Raw genomic sequence first — 13,631 nt, 5'->3', positions numbered from 1 at the left:
AATGCGAATATTTGTTTACGGCAGTTTACGACGCAAACAAGGCAACAGCCACTGGATGACCAACGCTCAGTGGCTGGGCGATCATAGCGTCAACGATTATCAGCTGTACAGCCTGGGCCACTATCCAGGCGCGGTGCCCGGTGAAGGCACGGTACATGGTGAAGTTTATCGTATTGACGCATCGACGCTGGCCGAGCTGGATGCTCTGCGTACCAAAGGCGGCGAATACGCGCGCCATCTTATCCAGACGCCGTACGGCGGCGCATGGATGTATGTCTATCAGCGCCCGGTTGAGGGGTTTACGCTGATAGAGAGCGGTAACTGGTTAGACAGAGACCAGTATTAAAAACGACAGCGCCACCTTCGGGTGGCGCTGTTTTTTTGCGGCTATCGCGGATTAACCCGGCGCAGGCAAACCGCAGGCATAAAAAAACCCTTACTGACCGGGAGACCGGCGTTCAGGGTCTGGCGTTACGCAGGGGCGAACTTATTTCTTCGCCGCGCGCTCGAAGGAAGCAATGATTTCGGCTTTCGCTGCAGCAGCATTGTCCCAACCGTCAACTTTAACCCACTTGCCTTTTTCCAGATCTTTGTAGTGCTCGAAGAAGTGGGTGATCTGTGCTTTCAGCAGTTCCGGCAGGTCGTTCACATCGTTGATGTGATCGTACTCTTTGCTCAGCTTGGTGTGCGGTACCGCAACCAGCTTGGCATCTTCACCGGACTCATCGGTCATCTTCAGAACGCCAACCGGACGGCAGCGGATCACTGAGCCCGGCTCCAGCGGATACGGCGTCGGGACCAGCACGTCTACCGGGTCACCGTCGAGAGACAGGGTGTGGTTGATGTAGCCGTAGTTGCACGGATAGAACATCGCGGTGGACATAAAGCGGTCAACGAACAGCGCGCCGCTCTCTTTGTCGACTTCGTATTTGATTGGGTCTGCGTTAGCCGGGATCTCGATCACGACGTAGATATCTTCCGGCAGATCTTTACCCGCAGGTACGTTGAGTAAGCTCATGTCTGTTCCTTTAAATGTATAGCAAACAAGTGCCCGGTATTATAGCCAACTCACATCGAATGTCTTCGCTTCTTTTCATTCAGGGGGGCAGAAAGATAGCGTAATTCCCCCCTGCTAAACGGGCCTGAAATCCATAAATATAGCCACATTTTACATACTTTTATGTAAGCGATTACACATCATCTTCCGCTGCTGCTAATGAGCTTTAAATTTAGCCAGCGGTTGCTATGCTGATCTCATTTCGCAGCTCTTATCCGCTATAAGGTGCAGTAAATGGCCTTAATCAACATAAAATTTACTTTTCTGAAGTGTGATGTAACTCATCCAGTTACATTTCTGATTGTCTATAGTAATTCCGCAGATAACGATTTCACTAACAATAACCCTACGAGGATCGCCTTATGTGGAAGCGCTTACTTCTTGTCTCAGCAGTTTCCGCAGCTATGTCGTCTATGGCAATAGCTGCCCCTCTGACCGTAGGATTTTCGCAGGTCGGGTCTGAATCCGGCTGGCGTGCGGCCGAAACCAGCGTTGCGAAAGAGGAGGCCGCGAAGCGCGGTATTACTCTGAAAATTGCCGACGGTCAGCAAAAACAGGAAAACCAGATTAAAGCCGTACGCTCCTTCATTGCGCAGGGCGTCGACGCCATCTTTATCGCCCCGGTCGTGGCGACGGGCTGGGAGCCGGTGCTGAAGGAAGCCAAAGAGGCCAAAATTCCGGTCTTCCTGCTCGACCGCTCCATTGATGTAAAAGACAAAGATCTTTACATGACCACCGTCACCGCCAATAACGTGCTGGAGGGCCAGCTGATTGGCGACTGGCTGGTGAAAACCGTCGACGGCAAGCCGTGCAACGTCGTTGAGCTGCAGGGTACCGTCGGGGCCAGCGTCGCTATTGACCGCAAAAAAGGTTTCGCTGAAGCCATCGCTAAGGCACCGAACATCAAAATTATCCGCTCTCAGTCCGGCGACTTTACCCGCAGCAAAGGGAAAGAGGTTATGGAGAGCTTTATCAAAGCGGAAAACAACGGCAAGAACATCTGCATGGTTTACGCCCATAACGATGATATGGCCATCGGCGCCATCCAGGCGATTAAAGAGGCCGGCCTGAAGCCGGGCAAAGATATCCTCACCGGCTCCATTGACGGCGTCCCGGATATCTACAAAGCGATGATCGCCGGCGAAGCGAACGCTAACGTCGAGCTGACGCCAAATATGGCCGGGCCGGCATTCGATGCGCTGGAGAAATTCAAGAAAGACGGCACCCTGCCTGAGAAGTTGACTATTACGAAGTCGATGCTCTTCCTGCCGGATACGGCGAAAGAGCAGCTGGATAAGAAGAAAGATATGGGCTATTGAGTGAGCGTAGTTCATCAGGACGCTCGGTTTAGTGCCCTCTCCCCGGTGGGGAGAGGGTTAGGGGAGGGGAAACCATGAACGACGAAGTACATCAGGAGATCCTTCGTACCGAGGGACTGAGCAAATTTTTCCCCGGCGTCAAGGCGCTGGATAGCGTCAACTTCAGCCTGCGCCGCGGCGAGATCATGGCCCTGCTGGGGGAAAACGGCGCGGGTAAATCGACCCTGATCAAAGCGCTCACCGGCGTTTATCACGCCGATCGCGGTACTATCTGGCTCGAGGGTCAGGCAATAGCGCCGAAAAATACCGCCCACGCCCAGCAGCAGGGCATCGGCACCGTTTACCAGGAAGTGAACCTGCTGCCGAATATGTCGGTGGCGGACAATCTGTTTATCGGCCGCGAGCCCCGCCGCTTTGGCCTGCTGCGGCGCAAAGAGATGGAAAAGCGCGCCACCGATCTGATGGCCTCCTACGGTTTCTCCCTCGACGTTCGTGAGCCGCTTAACCGCTTTTCGGTGGCGATGCAGCAGATTGTCGCAATCTGCCGCGCCATTGACCTGTCGGCGAAGGTGCTGATCCTCGATGAGCCCACCGCCAGCCTGGATACCCAGGAGGTGGAGATGCTCTTCACCCTGATGCGCCAGCTGCGCGATAGCGGCGTCAGCCTGATTTTTGTTACCCACTTTCTCGATCAGGTATACGCCGTGAGCGATCGGATTTCCGTCCTGCGCAACGGCGGCTTCGTCGGCTGCCGGGAGACCCGCGAACTGCCGCAGATTGAGCTGGTGAAGATGATGCTGGGACGCGAGCTGGAGCACAACGCGCTACAGCGCGCGGGCCGCACCCTGCTGAGCGAGAAGCCGATCGCCGCCTTTGAAGGGTTTGGTAAAAAGGGCACCATCGAGCCGTTCGATCTCCAGGTTCGCCCCGGCGAAATTGTTGGCCTGGCGGGGCTGCTGGGATCCGGACGCACCGAGACGGCGGAAGTCATTTTTGGCATCAAACCGGCCGATAGCGGCAGCGCGTGGATCAAAGGCAAGCCGCAGACGCTGCGCTCGCCGCACCAGGCCTCGAGCCTCGGGATCGGCTTTTGTCCGGAAGACCGAAAAACCGACGGCATTATCGCCGCGGCGTCGGTACGGGAGAACATCGTGCTGGCCCTGCAGGCGCAGCGCGGCTGGCTGCGCCCGATTCCGCGCCGTGAGCAAAATGAGATTGCCGAACGCTTTATCCGCCAGCTGGGGATTAGAACCCCCAGCGCCGAGCAGCCGATCGAGTTTCTTTCCGGCGGCAACCAGCAGAAGGTGCTGCTGTCCCGCTGGCTGCTGACCAAACCCCAGTTTCTGATCCTCGATGAGCCGACCCGCGGAATAGACGTCGGCGCTCATGCCGAGATCATCCGCCTGATTGAAACCCTGTGCGCCGATGGCCTGGCGCTGCTGGTCATTTCGTCGGAGCTGGAAGAGCTGGTGGGCTACGCCGATCGGGTGATTATCATGCGCGATCGTCGGCAGGTGGCGGAGATCCCGCTCGGGGAGCTCTCCGTTCCGGCGATCATGAACGCAATTGCGGCATAGGAGTAAATCATGATGCCAGGATCTCTTCCACAAACCGGCCAAACGAAGCGTCGCTTCAGCTGGCCGAAGGGTATGCCGCAAATTATTGCGCTGCTGTTGGTGCTGGTCGTCGACAGCCTGGTGGCGCCGCATTTTTTCCAGATTGTCCTCCAGGAGGGGCGCCTGTTCGGCAGCCCCATCGATATTCTTAACCGCGCGGCGCCGGTGGCGCTGCTGGCGGTAGGCATGACGCTGGTTATCGCCACCGGCGGGATTGATCTGTCGGTCGGCGCTGTGATGGCGATTGCCGGCGCCACCGCCGCCTCGATGACCGTTGCCGGGCATAGCCTGCCGGTGGTGCTGCTGGCGTCGCTGGGGGCGGGCGCGCTGGCCGGGCTATGGAACGGCATTCTGGTGGCGGTGCTGAAGATCCAGCCGTTCGTGGCCACGCTGATCCTGATGGTGGCCGGGCGCGGCGTCGCGCAGCTGATCACCTCCGGGCAGATTGTCACCTTCGACTCGCCGCATCTGGCGTGGCTCGGCAGCGGCTCGCTGCTGCTGCTGCCGATGCCGGTGCTTATCGCCGCCGCAACGCTGCTGCTGTTCTGGCTGTTCACCCGCAAAACCGCGCTGGGGATGTTCATTGAAGCGGTAGGGATTAACATTCGGGCGGCGAAAAATGCCGGGGTCAACACCCGCATCGTCGTGATGCTGGCCTACGTGCTGAGCGGCGTGTGCGCGGCGATAGCCGGGATTGTCGTTGCCGCGGACATTCGCGGCGCCGATGCCAACAACGCCGGGCTATGGCTGGAGCTCGATGCCATCCTCGCGGTAGTGATTGGCGGCGGATCGCTGATGGGCGGGCGCTTTAACCTCCTGCTGTCGGTGATCGGCGCGCTGATTATCCAGGGGATGAACACCGGGATCCTGCTGTCGGGCTTCCCGCCGGAGCTTAACCAGGTAGTAAAAGCCGTGGTGGTGCTGTGCGTACTGATCGTTCAGTCGCCGCGCTTTATCAGCTTACTGAAAGGAGTACGCGGCCGTGATAAAACGTAACCTGCCGTTGATGATTACCCTTGCCGTATTCGTGCTGGGCTATCTCTATTGCCTGACCCAGTTTCCCGGCTTCGCCTCGACGCGGGTGATCTGCAATATCCTCACCGATAACGCTTTTCTTGGCATTATTGCCGTCGGGATGACCTTCGTGATCCTCTCCGGCGGTATCGATCTGTCGGTCGGGTCGGTGATCGCCTTCACCGGCGTGTTCCTCGCGAAAGCGATTGGCGTCTGGGGAATTACGCCGCTGCTGGCGTTCCCGCTGGTGCTGGTGATGGGCTGCGCGTTTGGCGCGCTAATGGGCTGGCTTATCGATACGCTGAAGATCCCGGCATTTATCATTACCCTCGCCGGGATGTTCTTCCTGCGCGGCGTGAGCTATCTGGTTTCCGAAGAGTCTATCCCTATCGATCATCCGGTGTACGACACGCTCTCCGGGCTGGCGTGGACCATTCCCGGCGGCGGCCGCCTGAGCGCCATGGGGCTGTTGATGCTGCTGGTGGTGATCGCGGGCATTTTTATGGCCCACCGCACCCGCTTTGGCAACCAGGTGTACGCCATGGGCGGTAGCGCCGTTTCGGCGAATCTGATGGGCATTTCGACGCGTGGAACCACGATCCGCATTTATATGCTCTCGACCGGGCTGGCGACGCTGGCGGGGATCGTTTTTTCTATCTATACCCAGGCCGGCTACGCGCTGGCCGGGGTGGGCGTTGAGCTGGACGCGATTGCGTCAGTGGTCATTGGCGGCACGCTGCTCAGCGGCGGCGTCGGCACGGTATTAGGCACGCTGTTCGGAGTGGCGATTCAGGGGCTGATTCAGACCTACATTAACTTTGACGGCACGCTCAGCTCGTGGTGGACGAAAATTGCGATCGGTATTCTGCTGTTTATCTTTATTGCGCTACAGCGCGGGCTGACGGTGCTGTGGGAAAACCGTCAGAACTCGCCGGTATCGCGGGTGAGCTAGCATAAGAAAGATCCCCTCTCGCCGGGCGAGAGGGGAAGCCAGAGGCGTTACGCGTCCGGGAACTCTTTAATGAAGTTTTCGACGTCTTCAACCATATGGTTGTTACCGACGAAGAAGGAGCGGCGCTGGTGCAGACTGGCCGGGACGATATCGAGAATGCGCTCTTTACCGTCGCTGGCCCTGCCGCCCGCCTGCTCGGCGAGGAACGCCATTGGGTTGCATTCGTACAGCAGGCGCAGCTTGCCGTCCGGGTGGCTGGCGGTGCTTGGGTAGAGATAAATGCCGCCTTTCAGCAGGTTACGGTGGAAGTCCGCCACCAGTGAGCCGATATAGCGCGAGGTGTAGGGGCGCTGGGTCCCGAGATCCTCTTCCTGGCAAAACTTAATGTACTTCTTCACGCCCAGCGGGAACTTGATGTAGTTGCCTTCGTTGATGGAGTAGGTATTGCCTTTTTCCGGGAAGCGCATGCGCTCCTGGGAGAGACAGAATACGCCAAGAGAAGGGTCGTAGGTGAAGGCGTGTACGCCGCAGCCGGTGGTATAAACCAGCATCGTGGAGGATCCATAAACCACGTAGCCTGCCGCGACCTGTTTACTGCCAGGCTGCAGGAAATCTTCGACGGTGACCGGCGTACCGACCGGGGTTATGCGACGGTAGATGGAGAAGATAGTCCCAACGGAGACGTTAACGTCGATGTTAGAGGAGCCATCCAGCGGGTCCATGAGCACCACGTATTTGGCGTGTTCGCAGCCTTCGAAGACGACGATTTCGTCTTCTTCTTCAGAGGCGATCCCGGCAACAATATCGCGTGCTCGCAGTGCGGCCTTCAATTTTTCATTGGCGAACAGATCGAGTTTTTGCTGCACCTCGCCCTGGACGTTTTCAGCACCGCTGGCACCCAGGATATCGACCAGACCGGCCTTATTGATATCGCGGTGGATGATCTTGGCGCCTAGTTTTATCGCCGACAACAAAGCAGTTAGCTCGCCGGTTGCGTGGGAGAACTCGTGCTGCTTTTCGACAATAAATTCACCTAACGTTTTCATAACCCGTTCCCTGCATGTTTATGTGAAGTAAAACGAACGCAACAATCTTAACAAAGAATAAAAAAAATACGCACAGGTGAATCGCGCCAGCAAAAAACGGATTCGCCTGAAATGCATTTCGCTGATGCCGAACATAAGGGTAAAATGTGCGCCAGATTAAAGAGGGAAGTGACGAATGCGCATTCATATTTTAGGTATCTGTGGCACGTTTATGGGGGGGCTGGCGATGCTGGCGCGTTCCCTCGGTCATGAGGTAACGGGGTCGGATGCTAACGTCTATCCGCCGATGAGCACCCTATTGGAAAACCAGGGAATCGATTTAATTCAAGGATATGACGCCAGCCAGCTGGAGCCTCGGCCGGACCTGGTGATCATTGGTAACGCGATGACGCGCGGCAATCCGTGCGTCGAAGCGGTGCTGGAAAACAACATTCCGTACATGTCCGGCCCGCAGTGGCTGCATGATTTCGTCCTGCGCGATCGCTGGGTTGTGGCGGTGGCGGGCACCCATGGTAAAACCACCACCGCCGGCATGGCGACCTGGATTCTCGAAGCCTGCGGCTACCAGCCCGGCTTCGTGATCGGCGGCGTACCGGGCAACTTCGAAGTCTCCGCGCGCCTCGGCGGCAGCCCGTTCTTTGTTATCGAAGCGGATGAATATGACTGCGCTTTCTTTGATAAGCGTTCGAAGTTTGTTCACTACTGCCCGCGAACCCTGATCCTCAATAACCTTGAGTTCGATCACGCGGATATCTTTGATGACCTGAAGGCTATTCAGAAGCAGTTCCATCATCTGGTGCGCATTGTCCCGGGCCAGGGCAAAATTATTCTGCCGGAAAACGACATCAACCTGAAGCAGACCATGGCGATGGGCTGCTGGAGCGAGCAGGAGATGGTCGGCGAACAGGGCCACTGGCAGGCGAAGAAGCTCAACGCCGACGCCTCGCAGTGGGAAGTCTGGCTTGACGGCGAGAAGGTCGGGGAAGTGAAGTGGGCGCTGGTCGGCGAGCATAATATGCACAACGGCCTGATGGCGATTGCCGCCGCCCGCCACGTCGGCGTAGTGCCGGCGGACGCCGCCAACGCGCTGGGCAGCTTTATCAACGCCCGCCGCCGCCTTGAGCTGCGCGGCGAAGCGAACGGCGTCACCGTGTACGACGATTTTGCCCATCACCCGACTGCGATTCTGGCGACGCTGCAGGCGCTGCGCGCTAAGGTTGGCGGCACCGCCCGCATTCTGGCAGTGCTCGAACCGCGCTCGAACACCATGAAAATGGGCGTCTGCAAGGACGATCTGGCGCCGTCGCTGGGCCGCGCGGACGAAGTGTTCCTGCTCCAGCCGCAGCATATTCCATGGCAGGTCGCCGAGGTGGCTGAAGCCTGCGTGCAGCCTGCCCACTGGAGTGCGGATGTCGACGTGCTGGTGGATATGATTATCAAAACCGCCCATCCGGGCGACCACATTCTGGTGATGAGCAACGGCGGCTTCGGCGGCATTCATCAGAAGCTGCTGGATAAGCTGGCCAGCAAGGCCGCCGCGGCAGAGTAATTCCGACGATCGTCTCTCTGCCCTCCGCGTGAGGGCAGATTTTTTGCTATCCTGGATTTTGTCATGCTCACTGCTGAAAAACTAACCTCCACCGATTCCCCGCATTTCCCCGCGCTTGACGCGCTGTACGCCAGGGCTTTTCCCTGGCACGAACAGCGTGAGCCGCTGGCTAAGCAGCGGGCGCTGCGCGACCCGCACTATGTCCTGGAGGCGTGGTTTGATGACGGCGAGTTTATCGGGCTGAGCGGCAGCTGGCAGTTTGCGGACTACGGCTACATTGAGCATCTGGCGATTGACGACGGCCTGCGCTCGCGCGGTTACGGTAGGCGCCTGCTTACGGAAATACTCAAGCGCGCGCCGCTGACCATCCTCGAGATCGATCCGCTCACCACGGAAATCGCCCGCAGGCGGCTGCAGTTTTACGCCGCGATGGGCTTTAGCGACAACCCGTGGCCGCATAGCCACCCGACCTATCATTGCGGCATCGCCGATCATGCGCTGGTGGTGCTGAGCTACCCGCAGGCAATTGACGAAGCGCAGTACCGACGCTTTGCGCAGCAGCTGCGCCAGGTGGTGATGGCCTGAGCCGATATCCCGGCGCTGACGCCGGGAAGGTGATGGGCTGTGCGGGCTCCGTCTCTCCCGGAGACCCGGGAGCAGCGCCGGCGTAAGGTTACTCTTTGGCTATCGGTGCTTCGTTTTCCGCGACCTTCGCGTCGCCCTGGATTGCCGCAATTCTCTGCTCAACGTCGGTAACCTGCTTATTGTTGTGCAGCAGGGTATAGGTCAGATCAAACTGCGCGCTGGCTCCCGGCTGCAGCAGCTTCACGCGTTTCTGCTCGCGCTCAACGGTGACCGGATAGGCATAGCTGGTACCTGGCTCAATGCCGGTGACATAGCCCTGTTTTTGGCTGTCGGTGTTTTTCCACAGCGTCAGGACCGGCAGCTGGCGGGTATCAAATTGAATCGACGCCCCTTTATCGCCAGCCTTGTTAACCACCGCCGCCAGCGTTTGGTGATGGTCATCGGACAGCGGCTGAATGTTAAATACCATCTCGTCAAAATCTTTGGTCGGGCCGGCATAGGTTTGCCACGTTTTCAAACCGGCTTTGGCATAGTCGTTGAACGGGCTGATGCTGGCCATCGGCGCGAGAAAACGCGCGCCTTCTTCCAGAATCGGCGTACCGAAATTGCTGTGGTAAATGATCTGATAATCATGCGGATAATCGGCGTGGTTGGTTAAGACATCGTGCAGGCTGAAGCTGTTGCTGCCGGGCACGTAGCGCAGCTCGGTCATGGTCTGCAAATCGGCTTTCTTGAAGGTACTTTCCTTCACCAGCCCGCGAACGCGAATTTCATACGGTGCGCTATCGGCCACCTCAACCTCGACCTGCGATGCCGGCGTGTTCCCGGCTTTGCCGTGCAGGGTATAAATTTGCCCGTCGGCGGTGACCGGGTGGCCGGTCCATTCGTAGCCGCAGCGCACCATCATCTCATTGAAACCTTCCAGCCAGCCCAGCCCGTTGCGGCTTTCCAGATTAATAAAGGCCGGATTAACCACCTCTTTGACCGGCGAGTCCCAGCCCATCCGCGTGCCGAAACCTTCGATTTTAAGTAAATTCATCCCGCGAGTCGGGCTGAGAGCGATAGTCAGGCCGTCCTGGCTGCGAATAACGATAACTTTACTTCCCTCCTGCTTGCCGCCATGAAGGACTTTTTGCTCTATGCTGAAATGGCGATCTTTTATCTTCAGCTGGTCACTGCTTACCTGCCAGTTTCCTTTCTCTATGCTGCTTTCAGCGCTTGTCAGCACCCAGGTTTTTGCCGCGACTTGCCCAGAAATCATCATCGCTACTGCGGTCAACGCTACTATTTTTTTCATTTTTCGTGCCTTTTTGCTGAATCGATATTGTTATCAATGAGGGAAATCTAATGGCTAGCGGCATATGAAAATGTGAAGTGCCTCACCTGGTGAGAATATGTGCGATTTGCTGTTTTTAACTGCGACTTTAGTCCTTTTTTAATGCAATTTTTATTATTGTTGCCGAAAAAAAATGTGAATTTAAACATGCTTAGCTTTAACGATTCAGCTTTTGTGGGCGACAGGCGCGGCGGGAAAACCGCGTCCGCTGGCGAGCAGCAGAACGGCGCGTCAGCCGGATAAAAGGATAAAAGCGCAAGGGGGAGCAAAACGAGAGCAAAACGAGAGCAAAACGAGAGCAAAAGGGCGGCTGAACAAAGGCTGAACAGAGGGAGAGCCCAGACGGGTGGCGTTGGGAAGATAATCTTTCCGGCAATGCGTAGCGTACGCATGCCGGGCTACAGGTTAAACGTTATCAGGTAGCCCGGACGGGCGCCGCCTGCGGGAAAATCAGGCGGGCGGCGGCGGAACTAGCTTTCGGCTTCGGCCAGCTCGCGCAGATACTGGAAGATCAGGCGCGCGGACTTCGGCGGCTTGTTCGCTTCTTTCTCTTTTTGCGCGTTACGGATCAGCGAACGCAGCTGCTGACGGTCGGCTTCCGGCCACAGGTTCAGCACTTCCGGCACCGCGTCATCGCCATCGGCAATCAGGCGATCGCGGATCATCTCCAGCTTATGGAACAGCGCAACCTGCTGGTTGTGGCGGTTCTTCAGCTTATCCAGCGCCTGGCGAATCGGGTCAACGTCGCGGCTGCGCAGCATTTTGCCAATCAGCTGCATCTGGCGGCGGCGGCCCTCTTTCTTGATCCGTTGGGCAAGTTCAATGGCGTCGCGCAGGTCGCTATCGAGCGGGATTTTATCCAGCGCGTTTTTCCCCAGCTCTACCATTTCGGCGCCAAGACGCTTCAGTTCTTCGGCGTCACGCTTAATTTCACTTTTACTGACCCAGATAATTTCATCGTCTTCATCTTCAACGTCATCATCGGGCACGTCGTCGAGCCAGTCATCGGGCTGCTTTGTCATCTCAGGCTCCTTAAAAAAGAGGCTAATGTTACCAGTTAAGGCGCGCACTGAAAAACGGTTCTCTGTTAGACTTCAATTAAGTCCTTCCTACATTATGGCATTAGCGATGAAAGTCATCTCTCAAGTTGCACAGCAGCGTAAGGCGCTGGAAGAGGCCGTGACCACGGCGCTGGAACTGGCGGCAGGTAAATCAGACGGCGCGGAAGTCTCCGTCAGCAAAACCACCGGCATCAGCGTCAGCACCCGCTACGGCGAGGTGGAGAACGTAGAATTCAACAGCGATGGCGCCTTAGGCATCACCGTTTATCACCAGCATCGCAAGGGCAGCGCCTCTTCGACCGATCTTAGCCCGCAGGCGATTGCCCGCACGGTACAGGCGGCGCTGGATATTGCCCGCTATACTTCGCCGGACCCGTTCGCCGGCGTTGCCGACAAAGAGCTGCTGGCCTTTGACGCCCCGGATCTCGACCTGTTCCACCCGGCGGAAGTGAGCCCGGATCGGGCCATCGAGCTGGCCGCCCGCGCTGAACAGGCGGCGCTGCAGGCCGATAAACGCATCACCAACACCGAAGGCGGCAGCTTCAACAGCCACTACGGCATTAAGGTATTCGGCAACAGCCACGGCATGCTGCAGGGCTACTGCTCAACCCGCCATTCGCTCTCCAGCTGCGTTATCGCGGAAGAAAACGGCGATATGGAGCGTGATTACGCCTATACCATCGGCCGCGCGATTGAAGATTTGCAGTCGCCGGAGTGGGTCGGCGACGAGTGCGCCCGCCGCACCCTCTCGCGCCTGGCGCCGCGCAAGCTCTCGACGATGAAGGCGCCGGTGATTTTTGCCAATGAAGTGGCGACCGGGCTGTTTGGTCACCTGGTCGGGGCGATTGCCGGCGGCGCGGTGTACCGCAAATCGACCTTCCTGCTTGACGCGCTTGGCACCCGGATCCTGCCGGAGTGGCTGACCATCGAGGAGCATCCGCATCTGCTGAAAGGGCTGGCGTCAACGCCGTTCGACAGCGAAGGCGTGCGTACGGAGCGGCGCGACATCGTTAAGGACGGTATTCTGACGCAGTGGCTGCTGACCAACTACTCGGCGCGCAAGCTGGGCATGAAGAGCACCGGCCACGCGGGCGGCATTCACAACTGGCGAATCAACGGCCGCGGCCTGAGTTTTGCAAAGTTGCTTAAAGAGATGGGTACCGGGCTTGTCGTCACCGAACTGATGGGGCAGGGTGTCAGCGGTGTTACCGGCGATTACTCGCGCGGCGCATCCGGTTTCTGGGTTGAGAATGGCGAAATTCAGTATCCGGTAAGTGAAATCACCATCGCCGGAAATCTGAAAGATATGTGGCGTAATATCGTGACCGTCGCCGACGATATCGAAATGCGCAGCAACATCCAGTGTGGTTCCGTGCTGCTGCCAGAGATGAAAATCGCCGGGCAATAATGGCGTGTTATACCGGATTGTTCAGGCTACGGCCTGAGGAGTAACGGGTATGTAAGGGCGCCCAGGTGGCGCCTTTTCCTTGTGCTTAAATAATAAAAAAGGAAGTGAGCAATGTGTAAAAAACTGTTAGCAGCGCTGGCTGTCTCAGCCCTGGCGATGGGTTCAGCGTCGGCGTTTGCCGCCGATCTGGGCGAGGATATGGATACCATCGCGCAAAATCTGCAGGTGGTGCAGAAGGCCTCTGATGCCGGTGAGCAAAAAGCGGCGCTGACGAAGATGCGCGACGCCGCCGCCGATGCGCAGAAAGAGACCCCGCCGAAGCTGGAAGGTAAAGCCGCGGACAGCGCGGAGATGAAGGACTATCGCCACGGCCTCGATATCCTGATTGGCCAGATTGACGGCGCCCTGAAGCTGGCCAATGAAGGCAAGGTCAAAGAGGTGCAGGCCGCCGCGGAAGAGTTCAAAACTACCCGTAATACCTACCACCAGAAGTACCGTTAAGTTCTTTTCCAGGAGGTATCAGCCGGTACCTCCTGCACGTCGTCCTTGCATAAAACCCAATCCCTGTCACATTTTCCAGCTCTTCTCTGCCGCCTTTTCGGCCGCTTCCGCTCGCCAGCTCAGTGGCTAGCTTGTGACCCTCATCACGCCGTTTGGCCGTAAATGGCAAATTTAGGCCAATTATGTG

General features: G+C 57.6%; 14 protein-coding genes. 10 read left to right on the top strand and 4 right to left on the bottom strand.

Annotated elements, in window-relative coordinates; translation table 11 throughout:
• Position 1 precedes the first annotated feature (1 nt).
• Positions 2–346, top strand: a complete 345-nt coding sequence (locus tag AC1M2H_RS24670) for a gamma-glutamylcyclotransferase family protein (RefSeq protein WP_095104349.1) — start codon at positions 2–4, stop codon at positions 344–346.
• A 141-nt stretch (positions 347–487) separates the two neighbouring features.
• Here the strand turns inward: AC1M2H_RS24670 and ppa are convergent, their stop codons facing one another.
• Entirely contained in the window at positions 488–1,018 is a 531-nt protein-coding gene (gene ppa / locus AC1M2H_RS24665) for an inorganic diphosphatase (RefSeq protein ID WP_426813336.1), read from the bottom strand.
• Between the two features lie 401 nt (positions 1,019–1,419).
• Between ppa and ytfQ the strand changes: the two genes are divergently transcribed.
• The 4 genes from ytfQ to yjfF all read left to right on the top strand — a co-directional run bounded on the left by ytfQ (position 1,420) and on the right by yjfF (position 5,958).
• Positions 1,420–2,376 (top strand): galactofuranose ABC transporter, galactofuranose-binding protein YtfQ, encoded by a 957-nt coding sequence (gene ytfQ, locus AC1M2H_RS24660; RefSeq protein ID WP_480149446.1) that lies wholly within the window; start codon positions 1,420–1,422, stop codon positions 2,374–2,376.
• Positions 2,377–2,450: 74 nt separating this feature from the next.
• Entirely contained in the window at positions 2,451–3,953 is a 1,503-nt protein-coding gene (ytfR, locus tag AC1M2H_RS24655; protein ID WP_480149445.1) for a galactofuranose ABC transporter, ATP-binding protein YtfR, read from the top strand.
• Between the two features lie 9 nt (positions 3,954–3,962).
• Positions 3,963–4,988 carry a galactofuranose ABC transporter, ATP-binding protein YtfT gene (gene ytfT / locus AC1M2H_RS24650; protein ID WP_480149444.1) on the top strand — a complete coding sequence of 342 codons (1,026 nt, stop codon included), beginning with the start codon at positions 3,963–3,965 and terminating at the stop codon, positions 4,986–4,988.
• Positions 4,975–5,958 carry a galactofuranose ABC transporter, permease protein YjfF gene (gene yjfF, locus AC1M2H_RS24645; RefSeq protein ID WP_480149443.1) on the top strand — a complete coding sequence of 328 codons (984 nt, stop codon included), beginning with the start codon at positions 4,975–4,977 and terminating at the stop codon, positions 5,956–5,958. The genes ytfT and yjfF overlap by 14 nt, the downstream gene beginning before the upstream one ends.
• A 47-nt stretch (positions 5,959–6,005) precedes the next feature.
• Here yjfF and fbp read toward each other — a convergent pair whose 3' ends face one another.
• Positions 6,006–7,004 (bottom strand): class 1 fructose-bisphosphatase, encoded by a 999-nt coding sequence (gene fbp, locus AC1M2H_RS24640; protein ID WP_480149442.1) that lies wholly within the window; start codon positions 7,002–7,004, stop codon positions 6,006–6,008.
• 175 nt (positions 7,005–7,179) lie between these two features.
• Between fbp and mpl the strand changes: the two genes are divergently transcribed.
• Positions 7,180–8,553 (top strand): UDP-N-acetylmuramate:L-alanyl-gamma-D-glutamyl-meso-diaminopimelate ligase, encoded by a 1,374-nt coding sequence (gene mpl, locus AC1M2H_RS24635; protein WP_480149441.1) that lies wholly within the window; start codon positions 7,180–7,182, stop codon positions 8,551–8,553.
• A 63-nt stretch (positions 8,554–8,616) separates the two neighbouring features.
• Complete coding sequence (locus tag AC1M2H_RS24630; protein WP_480149440.1) at positions 8,617–9,138, top strand: GNAT family N-acetyltransferase; 522 nt, start codon at positions 8,617–8,619, stop codon at positions 9,136–9,138.
• A gap of 88 nt (positions 9,139–9,226) precedes the next feature.
• Here the strand turns inward: AC1M2H_RS24630 and AC1M2H_RS24625 are convergent, their stop codons facing one another.
• Entirely contained in the window at positions 9,227–10,435 is a 1,209-nt protein-coding gene (locus AC1M2H_RS24625) for an aldose 1-epimerase family protein (protein WP_480149439.1), read from the bottom strand.
• A gap of 99 nt (positions 10,436–10,534) precedes the next feature.
• On the opposite strand from AC1M2H_RS24625, the gene AC1M2H_RS24620 reads away from it, so the two are divergent.
• Positions 10,535–10,717 carry a hypothetical protein gene (locus AC1M2H_RS24620; RefSeq protein WP_480149438.1) on the top strand — a complete coding sequence of 61 codons (183 nt, stop codon included), beginning with the start codon at positions 10,535–10,537 and terminating at the stop codon, positions 10,715–10,717.
• Between the two features lie 227 nt (positions 10,718–10,944).
• On the opposite strand, the gene yjgA is transcribed toward AC1M2H_RS24620, so the two are convergent.
• Positions 10,945–11,496, bottom strand: a complete 552-nt coding sequence (gene yjgA, locus AC1M2H_RS24615; protein WP_480149437.1) for a ribosome biogenesis factor YjgA — start codon at positions 11,494–11,496, stop codon at positions 10,945–10,947.
• Between the two features lie 94 nt (positions 11,497–11,590).
• Between yjgA and pmbA the strand changes: the two genes are divergently transcribed.
• Entirely contained in the window at positions 11,591–12,943 is a 1,353-nt protein-coding gene (gene pmbA, locus AC1M2H_RS24610) for a metalloprotease PmbA (RefSeq protein WP_480149436.1), read from the top strand.
• Between the two features lie 111 nt (positions 12,944–13,054).
• Positions 13,055–13,444 (top strand): cytochrome b562, encoded by a 390-nt coding sequence (gene cybC / locus AC1M2H_RS24605; protein WP_480149435.1) that lies wholly within the window; start codon positions 13,055–13,057, stop codon positions 13,442–13,444.
• The last annotated feature ends 187 nt before the right edge of the window (positions 13,445–13,631 follow it).

The organism is Klebsiella sp. F11 (assembly GCF_056712265.1).
The sequence above is the reverse complement of the archived record's forward strand: the minus strand, read 5'-3'. Positions and strand labels throughout refer to the sequence as shown.